This window comes from Paraburkholderia fungorum (assembly GCF_046026025.1).
In the GTDB taxonomy this organism is placed as follows: Bacteria; Pseudomonadota; Gammaproteobacteria; order Burkholderiales; family Burkholderiaceae; genus Paraburkholderia; species Paraburkholderia fungorum_E.
This window is the reverse complement of record NZ_JAQQFL010000030.1, coordinates 67272-82781: the sequence shown is the minus strand read 5'-3', so window position 1 is coordinate 82781 and position 15510 is coordinate 67272. Positions and strand designations below refer to the sequence as shown.

Genomic DNA, 15510 nt, shown 5'->3' with positions numbered 1-15510 from the left:
CCCTTAACTTTTTGGCTTGATTTCGACGCCGATGCCGGCTTGCGAGTCTCGGGGTCGAAGGATCGGAAAGCTTTACAGGTCGTCGGATTCGTCCGACGGGTCTGCGGCGAATTTTACATTGATCGTAGGAGCGGATGGCGGTCGACGTGGCGTCTTCCGACTAGGGGTTACACCCGTAATGCCCAGTTACCAACTGCAGCATCTATTTCCGCGCGCGCCGTACACAATCTGTTCCATGCCTGAACGGCGGGAGCGAAACATGAAAAAGATTGCAGTGGCGTTGTTGGTGGTGGGGAGCCTGAGCGTGGCGGGTCCGGCGTCGGCTCATGGCAATGGTGGCGACGTGGTCGGCGCGCTGATCGGCGGCGCCGTGCTGGGCGCCGTGGTGACGTCCGTGCTGAATCCGGCGCCTGTGGTCGCCTACCAGCAGCCGGTCTATGCGCAACCCGTGTATGCACAACCGGTGTATCAGCCCGCGCCGGTGTACGCGGGGGCGCCGCCGGGATACTGCTATGACCAGTACCAGCGCGCGTACGTCGCGTGCGGTGCGCCGCCGCCGGGACAGTATGGGTATCCGCAGCAGCCTCAGCCGGGCTGGTGAATGCACTGAAAAACGCACTGAACGGGCGCGTGCAGTCTCGATGCTCGCGCGCCACAGAGAAAAAGGCCGTCGCACTATGCGACGGCCTTGTCGTGTCGGGTGTCTCTACTCAGTGCTTGTGATGCAACCACTCCGCATAGTGCGTATCCAGCCAGCGCTCGAGGCGCTCGGGCTTCGTCTTATGGCGATAGTGTGACGCGGCCCAGATCACCGCACCAACCATCAGCATCACCAACGGTCCCAACAAGTACGCCATCAACGATTCAGACATCGGAGCCTCCGTCCCGGCTTTCATCCATGCTTCAGTTTAGGCGATGAACGGCGGGAAAAAAGGACGCTGTGAGGGGTTGGCTGGCAACGCGGCGGGATTGACGCGAATGGGCAGAGCGCGCGCGGGGCAGGGCGATTGAGAACCTAGTGAAAAGGATGATTTCCTTTTCTGGTTTTGGAATCTCGGCTAGGGTTTGTTTAGCTGTGTACCATTAGGTGTGCCGTTGGCCAATGGTGCGGTGAGCCGCGGCTACCGGTCTGGCGCCTGCCGTACTCAGCCGATCAGCCTTGCCGCCCGCTCTCGATCTGGGTGTCGACGAAATCCGCCCACAGTTGCAAGGTCCGGCGCTGCTCAGCGGCATATTCAGCGTGGCCGGCTCCGCACGGGGCGTTTTTGACCGTATGCGCCAGCGCATTTTCAATGGTGTCCGAAGGCTGACCCATCTCACGCAAATGGGTCGCGGCGGTGCGTCGAAAGTCGTGCAGGACGAAATGCTCCACGTCGAGTCCGAGCGATTTGACCGCCTGATTGAGCGTGCTCTTCGCGATCGGCCGATCGTCGCCCCTGACGCTCGGAAATACGAAATTGCGGCTGGTCTTTGTGTCCTGAAGCTCGCGCAGCAGGGCGACCGCCTGATGCGGGAGAAACACAGCATGGTCGCGGGCCTTGTTCATCCGCGCGGCGGGGATGGTCCAGCGCGCGGCGTTGAGGTTGAATTCGGACCAGGCCGCCTCGACGATGTCCGATTTCCGCACCATGGTCAGCACCAGCAGATGTAGCGCCAATTTCAACGGACGTCGGATGCTGGATGCGTAGATCGCCCGGAGCATGGCGCCGATTTCGTCTGGCGTGAGTACGCGGGTGCGGCTGTCCGGCGTCGCGATGAAGCGTGCCGGGATGAGCGCTGCCGGATTGGCCGTGGCGAGTTGCCGGGCGATCAGGTACTCATAGAGCCGCTTGACCGCGTTGCGCGTGTGCAGCGCCATCTTGGGTGAGCCACGGCTTTTGATCTGGTCGCATATCGCGCGGATGTCGTCGTCCGTTACGGCTTTGATCGGCTTGGCGCCAATCGCGGGGAGCACATCTTTTTCGAGCGCGCGCCGCGTGGTGCGCTGATATTCCGCCGACTTGCCCACCATCTCCGTCGCGAGATAGAGATCCGCGCCCTCGCGCAGTACCTCGACCTTGTCCTCAGCGCCGCGGTCGCGTCTCGCTGTCGCCACGGGCGAGACGCCGTTTGTCACCATCTCCGCGTACTTCTGCGCCTTGGCGCGCGCGACCCGCAGCGAAATCATCCGATAGTCGCCAATCGTGGCGAGCGGCTGGCGCTTGCCGTTCAGCGAATAGCGAAAGCGCCAGACCTTGGTGCCCGTGGTCATGATTTCGATGACGAGGCCGTTGCCGTCCGCGACGCAATACCGGGTGGCGCGCGGTTCAAGCGCGCGAATCTGTGCTTCGGTGAGAGGGGCGGCTAGTTTTGGCATGGCGGGTTGGTTGATACGGGGACGGCGCGGATTTTAAACCGGGCCTCCTTTGTGTACCAAAGAAATTCGCAAGTTTGGGTCAACAGATAGCGTTCCCGGTTGAGCGGGAAGATTACGTAAAATGGCTTGTCAGTCTTTTGAGGCAAGCCATTAATGGAAGTTAAAACAACCCTTCCTACTTACCGATACAAAACCGGCTGAAAATCACGCCGAGCAGGTCATCCGAGCTGAATTCCCCAGTAATCGAGTTCAGTTGATCCTGCGAGAGGCGCAACTCTTCCGCGAACAGATCCAGCGCCTGGGCGTTCTGATCGGCATGCGCCGCAGCGGTCGCCAGGTTTTCCTGGGCCGCGCGCAACGCAATCAGATGCCGCTCGCGCGCGAGGTACACGCTCTCCGCGCCCGCCTGCCAGCCGGCGATGCGCAGCAATTCCTCACGCAGCAATGCAACGCCGTCGCCCTGTTTCGCCGACAGCCGCACTTCGCTGAGATCGAGATCGGCATCCAGCGGTGTCACGGTGGGCGCGAGCCCGGTCAGGTCCGTCTTGTTTAGCACGCGCACCACCGGCACACCGCTCGGGAAGCGGCCCGCGATCGTTTCATCTTCAGCGGTCATGCCGGTTCGGGCATCGAGCAGATGCAGCACGACGTCCGCGCGCTCAATCTCGCTCCACGTGCGCGCAATGCCGATCTTCTCTACCTCGTCTTCCGTATCGCGCAAGCCGGCCGTATCGATCACATGCAGCGGAATGCCTTCGATCTGGATGGTTTGCGCGACCTTGTCGCGCGTCGTGCCGGCGATTGGCGTGACGATGGCCAACTCCGCGCCGGCGAGCGCGTTCAGCAGCGACGACTTGCCGACGTTCGGCTGCCCCGCCAGCACCACCGACAACCCCTCGCGCAGCAACGCGCCCTGGCGCGCTTCGCTCAGCACGTGCGCGAGGCGCTCGCGGATTCGCGTGAGCTTGCCGCGGGCGTCGGCGGCTTCGAGAAAGTCGATTTCTTCTTCCGGGAAATCGAGCGTCGCTTCGACCAGCATCCGCAACGTGATGACCTCTTCGACCAGCGCATGGATGTCGCGCGAAAACGCGCCGTCGAGCGAGCGGCCGGCCGAGCGTGCGGCGGCCTCGGTGCTGGCCTCGATCAGATCCGCGACGGCTTCCGCCTGCGCCAGATCCAGCTTGTCGTTGAGAAACGCACGCCGCGTGAATTCGCCCGGCTCGGCCAGACGCAGAGCGAACGCGCGGCCGGCGTCGATACAACGCTGCAGCACCAGTTGCAGCACGACCGGGCCGCCATGACCCTGCAACTCGAGCACATGCTCACCGGTGTAGGAGTGCGGCGCGGGGAAGTACAGCGCGATGCCGCGGTCGAGCGCGCTGCCGGCGCCGTCGAGGAAGGGCACGTAACTCGCATGCCGCGGCGCAAGCGCCTGGCCGGTGAGCGCTTGCATCAGCGGCTGCGCGGCGCTTTCTCCCGCGCGGCCGAACGAAATCCGCACGACCCCGATCCCGCCTCGGCCGGGCGCGGTGGCAATGGCGACGATCGGATCGGAATCGGTGGTGAGCATGGGAATGAGGCTATCAGAAGGGGGTGAATGCGGGATTGAATGCGCACGAGTGGGCGCCGGGCATTGTAACGCGGGCCTCCACCGGCTCTGGACCCGGACCGGATTCCTAGCGTGCCTCGATTTTAATCAGACAAATAGGGATTTATCTTAAATAAGCTAAGATAGCCTAAGACACATTTGCGACAGATGGGCGTGCCAGCATGCCCAAAACGCACACTGCAGAAGGAAAAGACGGGATTCGTTGAAATCGTGAAATGCGTTATTCGGTGGCGATTTCAGGCTAAAAATAGCTTATTTAGGCTATAAGGTAGCGTAACTGGTTGTCCACTGATTATGCGCCGAATTGCACAATCGGGCCCATGCCGACCTCCAAAGAAAAAGCAGCTTTCGCCAAACGGCTGAAAGACTCACTCCCCAACGACGTCCAGGGTGGGACCGATTTAGCCAGGGAATTCAATCTGCTCTACAGAAGCGGCCCTGCCGTCTCACCGCAAACCGCGCACAAATGGCTCGCGGGTACGACGATTCCAAAGCCCGATAAGTTGCAGGTTTTAGCGACGTGGCTGCAAAAAGACATTCACTGGTTGCATTACGGGCCCGCGTCATCCGGCAAGGCCAAGCCGCTTGGCCGTGGCGAGAAATATCCGATGACGCCGGAAACGGTCGAGTTGGTGACGCAGATGGCGAACCGGTTCGCGGGTTTGTCGCCGCGTCAACGCAATCTGGTGGAAGAACTGATCACTGAATTCGATGGCGGCGCGCAACAGGAAGCCGGCGCCGCGCCGGAAGGCACATCGAAAGATAAAGGCCCATCGGCCGAGTCATAAGGTCGAGTCATAAAAAAAGCCGCCCGGCGCAAACCGGGCGGCTTTTTTACGACCTGCTTCTGCTTCTGCCTGTCAGGCAGCGGGCGCTACCACCGCCCGCCTTAGGCAACGCATCGATCAGGCTGCTTTCGTCTTCGGCTTACCCATCATCCGCGTGATGTAGTACTGCTGGGCGATCGACAGCACGTTGTTCACCACGTAGTACAGCACCAGACCGGCCGGGAAGAAGAAGAACATGACCGAGAACGCGATCGGCATGAACATCATCATCTTGGCTTGAACCGGGTCGGGCGGCGTCGGGTTCAGCTTGGTCTGCAGGAACATCGAGACGGCCATCAGCACCGGCAGGATGAAGAACGGATCCTGTTGCGACAGATCGTGAATCCAGAGAATCCACGGCGCGCCGCGCATTTCAACCGACGACAGCAACACCCAGTACAGCGAGATGAACACCGGAATCTGAATCACGACCGGCAGACAGCCACCGAACGGATTGACCTTCTCGGTCTTGTACAGCTCCATCAGCGCCGAGTTCATCTTCTGCGGATCGCCCTTGAAGCGTTCGCGCAGCGCTTGCATACGCGGCGTGATCGCCTTCATGCGCGCCATCGACTTGTAGCTTGCAGCCGACAGCGGGAAGAACACGGCCTTGATCAGCAGCGTGAGCAGCACGATCGACCAGCCCCAGTTGCCGACATAGCTGTGGATCTTCTCGAGCAGCCAGAACAGCGGCTTTGCGATGATCGTGACCCAGCCATAGTCCTTCACCAGTTCCAGACCCGGTGCGATGCCTTCGAGCATGCGCTCTTCTTCCGGGCCGGCAAACAGGCGCGCGGACACATCAACCGATTGGCCCGGGGCGATGGTCGCCACCGGCTGCTTCACGCCGACGCGATACAGCGTCGGATCGATCTTCTCGACATAAATGTCGCGCTTCGCACCTTGCTGCGGAATCCACGCCGACGCGAAGTAATGCTGCACCATCGCGATCCAGCCGTTGTCGGCCGAATTGACGAAGTCTTCCTTGTTCTTGTCGATGTCGCTGAACGTCATCTTCTGGAAGTGGTGCTGGTCGGTGTAAACAGCCGGCCCAATGAACGTGTGCGAGAAGCGCGGCGTTTCCACCGGCTGGTCGTCGCGCACCAGTTCCATATAGACCGACGGCGTGACCGGCGCGGTCCCGACGTTCTCGATCTTCGTGTCGACGCCGATCACATAGCTGCCGCGCGTGAACGTGTAGGTCTTGATGACCTTCACGCCACCCTTCACCGGCGACTCGAGGCTGAGCTGGAACGACTTGGCGTCGCCCGTCAGATCGTGCGGCTGGTTCGGCACCGGCGTGAAGATGTCGGTGTGGTTCGGGAAATCGCCGCCGAGTAGACCGGTGCGCGCCAGATACGTATGGTTCGCGGTGCGGTCGAACAGGGTGATGACCAGATCGGGCGTCTTACCATCGCCTTGCTTGACGAGCGACAACTTCGACAGCGTGCCGCCGCGGGTGTCGATCTCGCCGTTATAGACGTCGGTGCTGAAGCTGATCAGTTGGCCCTGGGCCGCAGCAGCCGGCGCAGTGCCCGGCGCTGCTGCGTTGGTGGCCGGCAGATCGGCGGACTGGGTTCCCGGCGTCGTGGTTCCCGGAGCGGCGCTACCGACGGTCTTGGTCGGGTTGGCGCTCGGGAAGAACATCGACGGGCGTCCGTGGTCGCGTTGCCAGTTGTCGAACAGCATGACCGCTGACATGAAAAAGATGACCCATAGGACGGTGCGTTTGATATCCATGCGTTGTCTCAGTGTCGATGGAACGGCGCGTCAGCGCTTTTCAGAAGTGGGAGGCGGGACGAGATCGATGCCGCCCGCGGAAAACGGGTGGCAGCGGCAAATACGCCTGGCGGCGAGATAAGTCCCGCGCGCGGCGCCATGATACTGGATTGCTTCGCGCGCGTAATCAGAGCAGGAAGGGTAAAAACGGCACCGGTTGCCGAGCATGGGGCTCACAGCAACTTTGTAGAACCGCAGTAAAGCGATGAGTACCGTTTGCATGGCTGGTGCGGCCGGACGGCGCCGCGCAACGTGGAGTACCGGGTGACGCCCGCGCAGCCGGGCTGCACTGCGGGCGGTCACTTGAGCGTCATTCCGTCTTGGGCGCTTCCGCGGGCGGCGCTTCGCGACGGACAATTTCGCGCGCTGCCTTGTCGAGCAGTGCCTCTATCTCGCTGCGGCACAGCGCCCTCAACGGCGGCGACGAGGCGCTCGGCAAAGCCTTCTTGTCGAAGCGCGTGTGCAAACGCAGCAGCACATCCCAACCGCCGAATTCCGCGCGACGCAGCCGGAAGGCTTCACGCGCGATTCGACGTACCAGATTACGCGTGGCCGCGCGCGGCGCATACTTCTTGCCGATCACGAGACCTAAGCGAGCGTCATTGCCGGTGGGCCGGCCGTACACCACAAAGTGCGCGGTACGGCGCCACGGGCGCAAACGAAAAACGGATGAAAATTCATCCGTTTTCAGTAGCCTTGCGGCTTTGGGGAAGGCGGCTTGCGCTCGCAACGGACTCGAGCCCAGTTGCGGCGCCCCTGCCGCTCCCGCTTCGCCGCGGGCTTCGCTTATCACAGACAGAGCGCGCAATCCGCTCGCTGCCTTAGATGGCGAGGCGCTTGCGGCCCTTCGCGCGACGTGCGTTGATGACCTTGCGGCCACCTGCGGTCTTCATGCGAACGCGGAAGCCGTGGGTGCGCTTGCGACGGGTAACGGAAGGTTGGTAAGTACGTTTCATGTTGCTCTCACTTGATCGACTGATCGAAAATTAACCGCACGATCATCGCTGAAGCGGCAATGGCCGGAGGTTTACAGAATTGGTTTTCGCGGAACCCGCTATTTAAACCGGTTTTCTTTTGGCCGTCAATAGTTTAGCCAGGTTTGGCCTGTCCCCGAGAACAGTTCACAGGATGATCCGTCCCTGTGGATAACTCCCTTTCGCCGACGTTTTGGCGGTAGAATCTTGCCTTACTTCCCAAAAATCCTGCACGCCGCTCCGGCTCGCTTGCCCCGCAAACCCTTGTGGCACAAGCGCCCGGAGCCATTGCGCCTGGTTCGGCCTAGCTGCTCAGGGCCTTGTTGCGTAGACGCGACAGGGGCAGCGGCGAACCGCCGTGCATACATAACGACAGCAACTCGATGAACGATTTCTGGCAACACTGTTCCGCATTGCTGGAGCGTGAGCTTACGCCCCAGCAGTACGTGACGTGGATCAAACCGTTGGCCCCGGTCGCCTTCGACGCCGCTGCGAACACGCTTAGCATCGCCGCGCCGAATCGCTTCAAGCTCGACTGGGTCAAGAGCCAGTTCTCCGGCCGCATCGCGGATATGGCCCGCGATTTCTGGCACACCCCGGTCGACGTGCAATTTGTTCTGGACCCGAAAGCCGGCATGCGCGCCCCTGCGGCAGCGTCGTCGGCGCCGTCGCGTCCGTCTTCCGCTCCTGGCTCGATGGGTAACGGCCATGCGTCTGGCTCGAACAGTGGCGGTGCCGCCGTGGACGCGGCCGTCGGCGCCGTGCAAGCGTCGCAGGCCGCGCGCACCAACGGCGCGAACAACGCAATGGCGAACCTCAACGCGAACGCACGCGCCGCGGCCGACCAGAACGCGAACGCCCGCGCGGCCGCTGACGATGCCGCCGACCTCGATCTGCCCAGCCTCGACGCGAACGAAGCCGCGGCGGCACGCCGCACGTGGCGTCCGGGCCAAAGCGCCAGCTCGAACGGCAACGGCGATAACGACTCGATGTACGAGCGTTCGAAGCTCAACCCCGTGCTGACCTTCGACAACTTCGTGACCGGTAAGGCCAACCAGTTGGCGCGCGCCGCGGCGATTCAGGTCGCGGATAATCCCGGCATCTCGTACAACCCGCTGTTCCTGTACGGCGGCGTGGGCCTGGGCAAGACCCACCTGATCCACGCGATCGGCAACCAGCTTCTGATGGACAAGGCCGGCGCGCGGATTCGCTACATCCACGCGGAACAGTATGTGTCCGACGTGGTGAAGGCCTACCAGCGCAAGGCGTTCGACGACTTCAAGCGTTACTACCACTCGCTCGACCTGCTGCTGATCGACGATATTCAATTTTTCTCAGGCAAGTCCCGCACGCAAGAGGAATTCTTCTACGCGTTCGAGGCGCTGGTCGCGAACAAGGCGCAGGTGATCATCACCAGCGACACGTATCCGAAGGAAATCTCCGGCATCGACGACCGCCTGATCTCGCGCTTCGACTCCGGCCTGACGGTGGCGATCGAGCCGCCCGAGCTGGAAATGCGCGTCGCGATTCTGATGCGCAAGGCGCAATCCGAGTTCGTGAGCCTGAATGAAGACGTCGCGTTCTTCGTCGCCAAGCATCTGCGTTCGAACGTCCGCGAACTCGAAGGCGCGCTGCGCAAGATCCTCGCGTATTCGAAGTTCCACGGCCGCGAAATCACGATTGAAGTGACGAAAGAGGCGCTGAAAGACCTGCTGACGGTACAGAACCGGCAGATTTCGGTGGAAAACATCCAGAAGACCACGGCTGACTTCTACAGCATCAAGGTCGCGGATATGTATTCGAAGAAGCGTCCGGCGAACATCGCGCGGCCGCGCCAGATCGCGATGTATCTGGCGAAGGAACTGACGCAGAAGAGTTTGCCGGAAATCGGCGAGTTGTTTGGCGGGCGCGATCACACCACCGTGCTGCACGCGGTACGCAAGATTGCCGCCGAGCGCGGCACGGACGCGCAGCTGAACCACGAACTGCACGTGCTGGAGCAAACGCTGAAAGGTTGAGCAGGCCGAACGTAAAATTCGACCTGTTTATTTCGGAACTCGCCCCCATTTTAGTGGAGCGGTTCCGTTTTCAGGCACAATACAGGTTTAACCGCCCGGCGGCCGCGGGCGGAATTCACGCCGTGACAGGCGCTGCGTGGCGCCGGCGGGGAGCCGCGGCTGCGCGCTGTAAGGCTGGCAAGTCAGGCGTGCAGGCCGTCATATCAACGAAGGAACTCTATGCAACTGGTCAAGACCGAACGCGATAACCTCCTCAGGCCGCTGCAAACTGTGAGCGGCATCGTCGAACGCCGCCATACGTTGCCGATCCTCGCCAATTTGCTGATTACCAAGAACGGCCCGGACGTGTCGTTCCTGTCGACCGACCTCGAGTTGCAGATCACCACGCGTGCTGATTTCGGCGTGGGCGGCGATTCGGTCGCGACCACGGTGGCAGCAAGAAAGCTCCTCGACATTCTGCGCGCCATGCCCGACGGGCAAGTTACGCTGACCTTGAACGACAAGCGTTTGACCGTGCAATCCGGCAAGAGCCGCTTTGCGCTGCAAACGCTCGCGGCCGACGAGTTCCCGACCGTCGCTCAGGCTAAAGACTACGGCGCGAATCTGGTGGTTCCCCAGAAAACGTTCCGCCAGTTGCTCGGCATGGTCCATTTCTCGATGGCCCAGCAGGACATCCGCTACTACCTGAACGGCATGCTGCTGGTGGTGGACGGCGACCAGCTGATGGCAGTCGCAACCGACGGCCACCGCCTCGCGTTCTCGTCGATGAAGATCGAAGGCTCGTTCGCGCGCCAGGAAGTCATCATTCCGCGCAAGACGATTCTGGAATTGCAGCGTCTCCTGGAAGACATCGACGACACGCTGAAGATCGACATCGCGCCGACGCAGGTGAAGTTCACGTTCGGCCAGGTCGAACTGGTGTCGAAGCTGGTGGAAGGCAAATTCCCCGACTTCCAGCGCGTGATTCCGAAGTCGCATAAGAATCAGTTCTTGATCGGCCGTGAAGAACTGCAGCGCTCGCTGCAACGCGCCGCGATTCTGACGTCGGACAAATTCAAGGGCGTGCGCTGCATTATCGAGCCGGGCCAGTTGAAGATCATGTCGACCAACGCCGATCAGGAAGAGGCGCAGGAAGAACTGGAAATCGCATACGACGGCGACAGCGTCGATATCGGGTTCAACGTCACGTATCTGCTCGACGTGCTCGCGAACCTGAAGGTCGACATGTTGCAAGTGAGCCTTGGCGACGCCAGCTCCAGCGCGTTGATCACGATTCCCGAGAACGACGAATTCAAATACGTCGTGATGCCGATGCGCATCTAACGCGTCCAAAAATCAAGAAGACACCAAGGGGCGCAGTGCCCCTTTGGCGTTTTTATGGTGTTTTGAAAAGTCCCGAGCAGCAACCCAGCAGCAACGCAGAACCGGAAAAAATCCATGACTGAAACGAACAATTCGCAACCCGATAACAGCGGCTATGGCGCCTCGTCCATTCAGATCCTTGAAGGTCTGGAGGCGGTGCGCAAGCGGCCCGGGATGTATATCGGCGATACATCGGACGGCACCGGCCTGCATCACCTCGTATTCGAAGTGCTCGACAACTCGATCGACGAAGCGTTGGCCGGGTACTGTAACGACATCCAGGTGACCATCCACGCGGATAACTCGATTTCGATCACCGACAACGGCCGCGGTGTGCCGACCGGTCTCAAGATGGACGACAAGCACGATCCGAAGCGCAGCGCCGCTGAAATCGTGATGACCGAGTTGCACGCCGGCGGCAAGTTCGACCAGAACAGCTACAAGGTGTCCGGCGGCCTGCACGGCGTGGGCGTGTCGTGCGTGAACGCGCTGTCGTCGTGGCTGCGCCTTGTGGTGCGCCGTGACGGCAAGAAGCACTTCATGGAGTTCCATCGTGGCGTGCCGCAAAACCGCGTGATCGAAGAGATCGACGGCGTGGCTGTGTCGCCGATTCAGGTAATTGGCGACACCGAAAACCGCGGTACCGAAGTGCACTTCATGGCCGACGAAACGATCTTCGGCAATGTCGAATATCACTACGACATTCTGGCCAAGCGGATTCGCGAACTGTCGTTCCTGAATAACGGCGTGCGAATCAAGCTGAGCGATCTGCGCACGGGCAAGGAAGAAGATTTCGCGTTTGTGGGCGGCGTGAAGGGTTTTGTTGAGTACATCAACAAGAACAAGGCCGTGCTGCACCCGAACATTTTCTACGTGAGCGGCGAGAAGGACGGCATTGTCGTCGAAGTCGCGATGCAGTGGAACGACAGCTACAACGAAAACGTGCTGTGCTTCACGAACAACATTCCGCAGCGCGACGGCGGCTCGCACTTGACCGGTTTGCGTGCGGCGATGACGCGCGTGTTGAACAAGTACATCGTGGATCACGAAGTCGCGAAGAAAGCGAAGGTCGAGACGGCCGGTGACGACATGCGCGAAGGGCTCTCGTGCGTGCTGTCGGTGAAGGTGCCGGAGCCGAAGTTCAGCGCGCAGACCAAGGACAAGCTGGTGTCGTCGGAAGTGCGCGCGCCGGTGGAGGATGTGGTCGCGAAGGCGCTCGAAGAATTCCTGCTGGAAACGCCGAACGACGCGAAGATCATTTGCGGCAAGATTGTCGATGCGGCGCGGGCGCGCGATGCGGCTCGGAAGGCGCGTGAAATGACGCGTCGCAAGGGCTTGCTCGACGGCGTCGGCTTGCCTGGGAAGCTGGCGGATTGCCAGGAGAAAGACCCGGCGAAGTCGGAAATTTATATCGTCGAGGGCGACTCCGCAGGCGGCTCGGCGAAGCAGGGGCGTGACCGGAAGTTTCAGGCAATCTTGCCGCTGCGCGGCAAGGTGCTGAATGTGGAGAAGGCGCGCTATGACAAGCTGCTTTCTTCGGAACAACTTGTGACGCTGATTACGGCGTTGGGTTGCGGGATCGGCAAGGACGACTACAACCTCGACAAGCTGCGTTATCACCGCATCATCATCATGACCGATGCTGACGTGGACGGCGCGCACATCCGGACGCTGCTGCTGACGTTCTTCTATCGTCAGATGCCGGACATGATCGAGCGCGGGTTTATTTATATCGCCCAGCCGCCGCTGTACAAGATCAAGGCGGGTAAGGACGAGCGGTATCTGAAGGATGCGACCGAGCTGAACGCGCACATGCTCAAGCTGGCGCTGAATGGGTCGGAGCTGGTGCCGTCCGAGAATGCGACGCCGATCGCCGGCGATGCGTTGGGTGAGCTGGCGCGTTCGTATCTGTTGGCGCAAGGCGTGGTGGATCGGCTGAGCCGGTTGTACGACGCTGGCGCGCTTGAGGCGGTGATGGATGGGGTCGCGATCGATCTGTCTTCGGAGCAGGCGGCTGAGAGCTCGGCGAAGACGCTTGAGGCGAAGCTTCGGGACGATCCGTTGAAGCCTGAGGTGAAGGTGACGACGATGTATGACCCGGTGCGTGAGCTGCGCTCACTGCGTGTTTCGCGGACGCATCATGGTAATCAGAAGGTTTCGGTGCTGGATCAGGAGTTTCAGCTGACGGCGGATTATCAGCAGCTTTTGACGACGTCGGATACGTTTAAGGGGTTGATCGGCGCGGGTGCGATGATCAAGCGCGGCGAGCGGAGTATCGCGGTTACCGACTTCAAGAGCGCGATGCGGTGGTTGATTGCCGATGCTGAACGGAATGTTTCCAAGCAGCGATACAAAGGCCTGGGCGAGATGAATCCTGGGCAGCTTTGGGAGACTACGATGGATCCGACGGTGCGGCGCTTGCTGAGGGTGCAGATTGAGGATGCTATTGCGGCTGATGGGATCTTTACGACGCTCATGGGGGATGATGTGGAGCCGCGGCGGGCTTTCATTGAGTCGAATGCGTTGCGGGCGGGGAATATTGACGTTTGAGAGAATGTAGCGGGAACCATAAGCTGAGATTTTGGGACTTATCCACTGAAAATTTCATGATGGATGAGCTCCGATAGCTCAGTTTGGTGGCATCTAATTAAAGTCAAAGCCGCAAGAACGACGGCCACCTCATCGAGGTGGCCGTCGTTTTCTCATTCTGGGCAGCAATCAGGGGCTTTTCAGCCCGACTTCTGCTGTCTTCGCTCGTTGCGGGTCTCGTTTGCGCTTCAGCCAGTGTAGTGAAAGCGATTTTGCCAGCGAGAGCACCGGCCAACTCACGCACAGCGAACTCTTGGTCGCCGGAGCGTCGTAGTAAGAGTGGCTTTGGGGTCTCGTATCGCCATCACTGAACGGGGAACCCAGATAGCCACGGGGCCTCCAAATCTGATGTGTCGTGAATAATTTTCGATGAAAATCTAAAAAAGTACACTTGGGTGATAAAATCTCGAATCGAGTGAAAAAATTTCGAGTCCATGGCCAGTCTGGAACCCGTCGGTTACGAGCACCTGATTCGAACCTTTAACCTGCCTGTCCGGCCGCTCACGCACCCCTGCTTCATTAGCGGCTCAGTGAATCGGCGAGTACCTGCGCACAATGGCTTCTGGTTCCCACGCAACGTCGCTCTCGAATCGACGCCGGTGGGTCATCTTGAGTTCGCCCTGCGCCACGAGGGTGTGAACCTCGAAGTCATCGACGCCGTGTTCGAACACGCGCCCGACACAGAGCTCGTTCGCCGCCTCACAGAGTCGCCCAATGGGGCGCACATCCGTCGCGCCTGCTTCCTGTGGGAATGGCTAACCGGCAAAAGCCTCTCCGTCGAAGCCACACCGACAGGCCCATACGTCGACGCGCTTCCAAAAGACGAGTATTTCACTGCCGAACGCCCGGCGAACAACTCGAAGTTTCGCGTCCGGGATAACCTGCCAGGCACCTCTGCCTTCTGCCCACTCGTGCGTCGCTCGGCCCTACCCGAAAGCCCGACGCTCGATGAGCTTCTCAACGAAGCTTCCGAGACACTGGACAGCCTGACGGACCCGACGTTTTATGCCCGGGCTGTCAGCTACCTCTACCTGTCGGAGACGCGGAGCAGTTTCAGCATCGAACGAGAAAAACCCAGCGCGGACAAGGCTGAGCGGTTTGTTCAGGTCCTGGCCCACGCTGGCGAAGAGAAGCTGGTGACAGAGGACTGGCTGGTCGGGCTGCAAAACATCATCGTTCGCGAGGTGTTCAGTCAGGAGGCGTCCTATCGGACGAAGCAGAACTGGCTCGAGGATGGCACGCGCCGCGTCACATTCTTTCCGCCTCCGCCTGAAGACCTTCCGCAGGCGATGGCAGGCTGGGAGCATTTCATCAACGAAATCGGCCTTCGCTGCCCGAATACCCTGGTAAGAGCCGCGTGCGCCGCCTTCGGATTCGTCTACCTGCACCCCTTCCTGGATGGCAATGGCCGGATTCATCGCTTCATCATCCACCATGTGCTTAACGGCGCGCGACGCCTGCGTGGCGGAGCCATCGTTCCGGTTTCGGCCGTCATCCTTCGTCACGAAGCAGAATACGCTGACGTTCTCAAAGGCTTTTCGGTCCCAACCACCCGGTTGTGGGACTACGTGATGAGCGAGCCGGCTCCGCTAGTGACCCAGAATCCGGGAGGTCGCCCGTATCGTTTCTTTGACGCCAGTCGGGAAGTGCGTTTCCTGCACGAGATGCTGGTGGAGGCCATCCGGACAGAACTGCCGGAGAAGCTCAGCTGGCTCAGCGGTTACGACGAAGCTTTCAGGCAGCTGGACGCGGAATTCGACCTGAGTCAGTCGGACCTGTCGGCCCTCATTCGCATGGTGAAGTCCAACAATGGAAAGCTCTCGGCAAATAAGCGGAAGCAATACTATTACCTGCCCGAGAGCGTCATCGCTCGCATTGAGGAAGTGGTCACGGAGTCTTTTCCCGAGGCTACCGGCGGTTCAGTCGACGCCGCAGACACCGGCTCCCCTTGATTCGCAGGCCAACCCGCGACGCTTGCTGAGCGCACCCGAAAACC

13 protein-coding genes are annotated in these 15510 nt (G+C 60.6%); 6 read left to right on the top strand and 7 right to left on the bottom strand.

Annotated features, from left to right (window positions below; translation table 11 throughout):
* The first annotated feature begins 259 nt into the window (after positions 1-259).
* Complete coding sequence (locus tag PQR67_RS27880) at positions 260-601, top strand: ecotin precursor (RefSeq protein ID WP_408466060.1); 342 nt, start codon at positions 260-262, stop codon at positions 599-601.
* A gap of 109 nt (positions 602-710) precedes the next feature.
* Here PQR67_RS27880 and PQR67_RS27875 read toward each other — a convergent pair whose 3' ends face one another.
* The 3 genes from PQR67_RS27875 to mnmE form a co-directional block, all read right to left on the bottom strand.
* Positions 711-872 carry a hypothetical protein gene (locus PQR67_RS27875; RefSeq protein WP_408466059.1) on the bottom strand — a complete coding sequence of 54 codons (162 nt, stop codon included), beginning with the start codon at positions 870-872 and terminating at the stop codon, positions 711-713.
* Positions 873-1153: 281 nt separating this feature from the next.
* A complete protein-coding gene (locus PQR67_RS27870) occupies positions 1154-2356 on the bottom strand; it encodes a tyrosine-type recombinase/integrase (RefSeq protein ID WP_408466058.1) in 1203 nt (400 codons plus the stop codon).
* A gap of 175 nt (positions 2357-2531) precedes the next feature.
* Positions 2532-3926 (bottom strand): tRNA uridine-5-carboxymethylaminomethyl(34) synthesis GTPase MnmE, encoded by a 1395-nt coding sequence (mnmE, locus tag PQR67_RS27865; protein ID WP_408466057.1) that lies wholly within the window; start codon positions 3924-3926, stop codon positions 2532-2534.
* A gap of 359 nt (positions 3927-4285) precedes the next feature.
* Here mnmE and PQR67_RS27860 point away from each other — a divergent pair, with 359 nt between their 5' ends.
* Entirely contained in the window at positions 4286-4753 is a 468-nt protein-coding gene (locus PQR67_RS27860) for an XRE family transcriptional regulator (protein ID WP_408466056.1), read from the top strand.
* A 117-nt stretch (positions 4754-4870) separates the two neighbouring features.
* Here PQR67_RS27860 and yidC read toward each other — a convergent pair whose 3' ends face one another.
* The 4 genes from yidC to rpmH all read right to left on the bottom strand — a co-directional run bounded on the left by yidC (position 4871) and on the right by rpmH (position 7527).
* Positions 4871-6532: a membrane protein insertase YidC gene (gene yidC, locus PQR67_RS27855; protein WP_408466055.1), complete on the bottom strand. Its 1662-nt coding sequence runs from the start codon at positions 6530-6532 to the stop codon at positions 4871-4873.
* A gap of 30 nt (positions 6533-6562) precedes the next feature.
* Positions 6563-6793 carry a membrane protein insertion efficiency factor YidD gene (gene yidD, locus PQR67_RS27850; protein ID WP_007180115.1) on the bottom strand — a complete coding sequence of 77 codons (231 nt, stop codon included), beginning with the start codon at positions 6791-6793 and terminating at the stop codon, positions 6563-6565.
* 88 nt (positions 6794-6881) lie between these two features.
* Positions 6882-7361 (bottom strand): ribonuclease P protein component, encoded by a 480-nt coding sequence (locus PQR67_RS27845; protein WP_408466098.1) that lies wholly within the window; start codon positions 7359-7361, stop codon positions 6882-6884.
* A 31-nt stretch (positions 7362-7392) separates the two neighbouring features.
* A complete protein-coding gene (gene rpmH, locus PQR67_RS27840) occupies positions 7393-7527 on the bottom strand; it encodes a 50S ribosomal protein L34 (RefSeq protein WP_004198824.1) in 135 nt (44 codons plus the stop codon).
* Between the two features lie 401 nt (positions 7528-7928).
* On the opposite strand from rpmH, the gene dnaA reads away from it, so the two are divergent.
* The 4 genes from dnaA to PQR67_RS27820 all read left to right on the top strand — a co-directional run bounded on the left by dnaA (position 7929) and on the right by PQR67_RS27820 (position 15466).
* The gene (gene dnaA, locus PQR67_RS27835) at positions 7929-9563 is read left to right on the top strand and encodes a chromosomal replication initiator protein DnaA (RefSeq protein WP_408466054.1); all 1635 of its coding nucleotides are present in this window, start codon (positions 7929-7931) and stop codon (positions 9561-9563) included.
* A gap of 219 nt (positions 9564-9782) precedes the next feature.
* On the top strand, positions 9783-10886 hold the full coding sequence (gene dnaN, locus PQR67_RS27830) for a DNA polymerase III subunit beta (RefSeq protein ID WP_120347106.1): 1104 nt from the start codon (positions 9783-9785) through the stop codon (positions 10884-10886).
* Between the two features lie 114 nt (positions 10887-11000).
* The gene (gyrB, locus tag PQR67_RS27825; protein WP_408466053.1) at positions 11001-13475 is read left to right on the top strand and encodes a DNA topoisomerase (ATP-hydrolyzing) subunit B; all 2475 of its coding nucleotides are present in this window, start codon (positions 11001-11003) and stop codon (positions 13473-13475) included.
* A gap of 473 nt (positions 13476-13948) precedes the next feature.
* Entirely contained in the window at positions 13949-15466 is a 1518-nt protein-coding gene (locus PQR67_RS27820; protein ID WP_408466052.1) for a Fic family protein, read from the top strand.
* The last annotated feature ends 44 nt before the right edge of the window (positions 15467-15510 follow it).